At 50.7% G+C, this 3,100-nt stretch carries 4 protein-coding genes; 2 read left to right on the top strand and 2 right to left on the bottom strand.

Features of this window, described 5'->3' with window-relative positions:
- Nucleotides 1–447 (bottom strand): SDR family NAD(P)-dependent oxidoreductase (locus ABYP33_RS18225; RefSeq protein ID WP_373092673.1); only part of this gene is annotated, 447 nt, incomplete at its 3' end.
- 364 nt (nucleotides 448–811) lie between these two features.
- On the opposite strand from ABYP33_RS18225, the gene ABYP33_RS18220 reads away from it, so the two are divergent.
- Both ABYP33_RS18220 and ABYP33_RS18215 read left to right on the top strand, forming a co-directional pair.
- Nucleotides 812–1,585, top strand: coding sequence for an SDR family oxidoreductase (locus tag ABYP33_RS18220; protein ID WP_373092671.1), 774 nt, complete (start codon nucleotides 812–814; stop codon nucleotides 1,583–1,585).
- A 241-nt stretch (nucleotides 1,586–1,826) separates the two neighbouring features.
- Nucleotides 1,827–2,294 carry a globin domain-containing protein gene (locus ABYP33_RS18215; protein ID WP_373092670.1) on the top strand — a complete coding sequence of 156 codons (468 nt, stop codon included), beginning with the start codon at nucleotides 1,827–1,829 and terminating at the stop codon, nucleotides 2,292–2,294.
- 65 nt (nucleotides 2,295–2,359) lie between these two features.
- Here ABYP33_RS18215 and ABYP33_RS18210 read toward each other — a convergent pair.
- On the bottom strand, nucleotides 2,360–3,100 hold a 741-nt coding region (locus tag ABYP33_RS18210), incomplete at its 5' end, for a pyruvate kinase (protein WP_373092668.1).

The raw sequence follows: 3,100 nt of genomic DNA, 5'->3' as shown, positions 1-3,100 counted from the left end.
CGCAGCAACATTCTGAAATGCAGACACCACATTAACCCCTTCGCCCAATAGATTTTGCGCAATTTGGCCAGCGGAGCCCTCTGCAGGTAGCTGCACTCTCGCCACTTTCGGCGGCACGAGCGGCACGGTAACATCGATTAAAATTTTTCCCTGCAAAGCCTCTTTGACGCTTAATAGAGTACTGGCGTGGTGAGCGAACGGCACCGTAAGGGCGGCGATGTCTGCCGCTTTTGCCGCGGCAACATTATCCATCGCCAACACCTGCACTTCCCCAGCTCCGCGCGCCTGCATAAGGGTGCGCAAATCTGCAGCGGCTTCCTCGGCCTTGTCTTGGCTACGGGAACCAATAATAATTTGGTAGCCCGCTTCGGCCCAGCGCCGAGCCAAGCCCGTTCCCAAGCCCCCGGTTCCGCCTAAAATCGCAACAACTGGTTTGATCTCGCTCATTATTGATACACCCTTTTCTGTTGAGTTCGCGCTAGACACGCTTTACTTATTCGATACTTTGTCTGAATTACGGCCATAAACTAACAGCTTACAAGTCGCGACAACAACATCGAAGACCATATCCTGTTCTTACAATGTGTTAATCCTCAAAACACGCTCAAGCATTTGCCATTTCTCACTGTAGTGTATCTCGCCTAGTTATAGGTGAACATTGTCAAATGAGTCTAACTTTAGGCAAAATCGGTCACTCTTACCTGCCATTAGCGCCTGCCAACTAGTCAATTTAGTGTATAAAAAAGTATGGCTGAGCACGTTACAATACGCTCTTCTCTAATCATTAAACAAAATAGTTCTTGGAGTTTTAATGCAAGCATCACTTGACTACAGCGGCAAAGTTGTCATTGTTACCGGCGGCGGCAAAGGTGTTGGCAGGGGCATTAGCGAGCGCTTTTTGAGCTTAGGCGCCACCGTTTTTATTTGCGGGCGCACGATGCCAGAGAAACTCCCTCAAGTAGGTAAGAACATCGCAATTTTCCACCGTATTGATGTACGCGATGTCGATGCCATTTTAAGCTTTGTAGAACGTGTCGCAGCGACTCACGGGCGTATAGATGTGCTGATCAACAATGCAGGCGGCGCACCCGCCGCCGCCGCCGCAACTGTTTCACCCCGCTTTTCAGAGTCTATTATTCGCCTTAACTTGCTCGCCCCGTTAAATTTTTCCCAAGCCTGTAACACAATAATGCAAAAACAAGCCAGTGGCGGCGCGATCGTTAACATTGGCTCAGTGAGCGCAGTAAGGCCCTCGCCAGGTACAGCAGCCTATGGCGCGGCCAAGGCTGGCTTAGTCAGCCTTACCACCTCCCTCGCCGTAGAATGGGCGCCAAAAGTAAGAACAAACGCGATTATTGCCGGTTTAATTCGCACCGAGCAATCGCACTTACACTACGGCGATGAAGCTGGAATAGACGCTGTAGCCAACACTATCCCCCTCGGCCGCTTAGCGATGCCCCAGGACATTGGCGATGCGTGCGTATTTTTAGCCAGCGATTTAGCAAGCTATATCAGCGGCTCAACACTGACAATTCACGGCGGCGGCGAAAAGCCCGCATTTTTGGGCGCAGCAAACATCGACTAAAGAGACCTTGCGCTGGCGCCCCTGAACGGATGACCGGCGCTAAGCATCACGCTACTGTAGTTCAGCCCGCAGTTTCGCTTGCGCGCTTAATTGCGGTAACTAGCTATACCACCCTCGGTTAGCTCTAATAATCATCTACCGCTAAATCCTCTAGATTAAAACCCAAGACGAGATACACACTTTTCAATCTCTCTTTATCAATTGCTTTTTGGCATCGATACGCGACCGTGAGGCGCTAGCCATGACACCGCAACAAATCACCTGTATTCAAAAAAATTTTCGCACTATAAGCGCCGTCAGCCGCCCCTTTTCCCGACTCTATTACTTGCGCCTATTTCAATTGTCCCCTGAATTAAAAAGACATATTAATAGCCACGCCGACTACAAAGGGCGCAAGCTTTTCGCTCTGCTCGGTGCCGCCGTTCGCTCCCTCGACAATATTGACGGCTTACAAGTGGTTGTTAGCAGCCTGGGCCGCCGCTATACCGCTCAAGGCATAGATAATCAACACTTTGCGCTAATGAGTCAGGCATTACTTGAAACACTGGAAATGGCCTTAGGTGATGAATTTACCGGTGACGTTGCCGTCGCCTGGACTGCTGGCAGCGCACTGCTATTGGAAACGCTCAGCGAGTCCACGGCAAAAACCACCGTAGAACACTGCCCTTGGGGTAAGGAAATTCCTATTGCCTTAGCCGTAGTGAACTAACGAATTAATTAAATCAAAAATTAAAAAGGCGCCACAAGAGCGCCTTTATTCTCTACCCGCTGGTACTAAGCAACTCTGACAATTTTTATGGTGTTGGTATGACCGTCAACACCTACCTCGTCGCCAGTAGTGCCAAGAATTAAATCACCGCTTTCCACATGGCCCCGCGCCTGAATTTTTTCAACACAGCTCGCAATTTCAATTCCCGCCGCCGGACTGGATATTGCATATACGCCACGGTACAAACTCACGCGATTACAGGTTGCTGGGTTTCGGCTGAAAGCGAAAATAGGAATTCCCGAGGTTAAGCGCGACATCAACAAAACCGTCCGCCCGGTTTCGGTCATCGACACAATCGCCTTTACACCGACCTGATGGTTTGCCGCGTAAACGGCGCCCATAGCCACAGTTTCTTCGACAGACTCAAATTTACGCTCAATTCGATAACTTGATTTCCTCGCCGAAGGGTACAATTCCGCGCCTTCGCAATTGCGCGCCATTGCCTTAACCGTCTCTACTGGGTACATGCCAGACGCCGTTTCGGCCGACAGCATAACGGCGTCAGTGCCGTCCAATACCGCGTTGGCAACATCAAACACCTCGGCGCGGGTTGGAACCGGGCAACTAATCATGGATTCCATCATTTGCGTCGCAGTAATTACCGGCCGATTCAAAACCCTCGCCCGCTTGATAATGTGCTTTTGCAAACCAATCAAGCTGGCGTCGCCAATTTCTACACCCAAATCGCCCCGCGCCACCATTACGCCGTCGCAGGCCCGAATCAGCTCATCGAGGTGCTCGTCATT

It is taken from the genome of Zhongshania sp., assembly GCF_041584495.1.
Taxonomy (GTDB): domain Bacteria; phylum Pseudomonadota; class Gammaproteobacteria; order Pseudomonadales; family Spongiibacteraceae; genus Spongiibacter.
The sequence above is the reverse complement of the archived record's forward strand: the minus strand, read 5'-3'. Positions and strand labels throughout refer to the sequence as shown.

What these genes read in the sequence shown, in the direction of transcription:
- ABYP33_RS18215 (WP_373092670.1), top strand. Translation starts at nt 1,827, where the DNA reads ATGACACCGCAACAAATCACCTGTATTCAAAAAAATTTTCGCACTATA.
- ABYP33_RS18220 (WP_373092671.1), top strand. Translation starts at nt 812, where the DNA reads ATGCAAGCATCACTTGACTACAGCGGCAAAGTTGTCATTGTTACCGGC.